The following is a 286-nucleotide window of genomic DNA, read 5'->3' on the forward strand; positions in this document are numbered from 1 at the left end:
GTCGATCTTCATGCGGAGCCAGACCATGATCGAAGCGACCGTGACGGTAGCTTCGTAGCGGACTTTGAGCTTGTCGTAGCGGGTGGCTACGGCCCGGAACTGCTTGAGACGGTTGAAGGCCCGCTCGATGCGGTTGCGATCCTTGTAGCGTTCCGGATCGAATGCCGGCGGCCTGCCACCACGGCTACCGCGCCGGGCCCGGTTGGCTTTGTGGTCCTTGCGCTCCGGAATTGTGTGCGGGATCTTCCGCACCCGCAGCGTCCTGCGGACCGCACGCACGCTGTAA

General features: G+C 64.0%; 1 pseudogene. It reads right to left on the minus strand.

The annotated features are described in order from the left end of the window. Positions 1-252 (minus strand): annotated as a pseudogene (locus tag OP04_RS48180) (IS5/IS1182 family transposase); the annotation flags it as partial. Between the last annotated feature and the right edge of the window lie 34 nt (positions 253-286).

Origin of the sequence: Catenuloplanes japonicus, from assembly GCF_000717135.1 — a bacterium.
GTDB lineage: Bacteria > Actinomycetota > Actinomycetes > Mycobacteriales > Micromonosporaceae > Catenuloplanes > Catenuloplanes japonicus.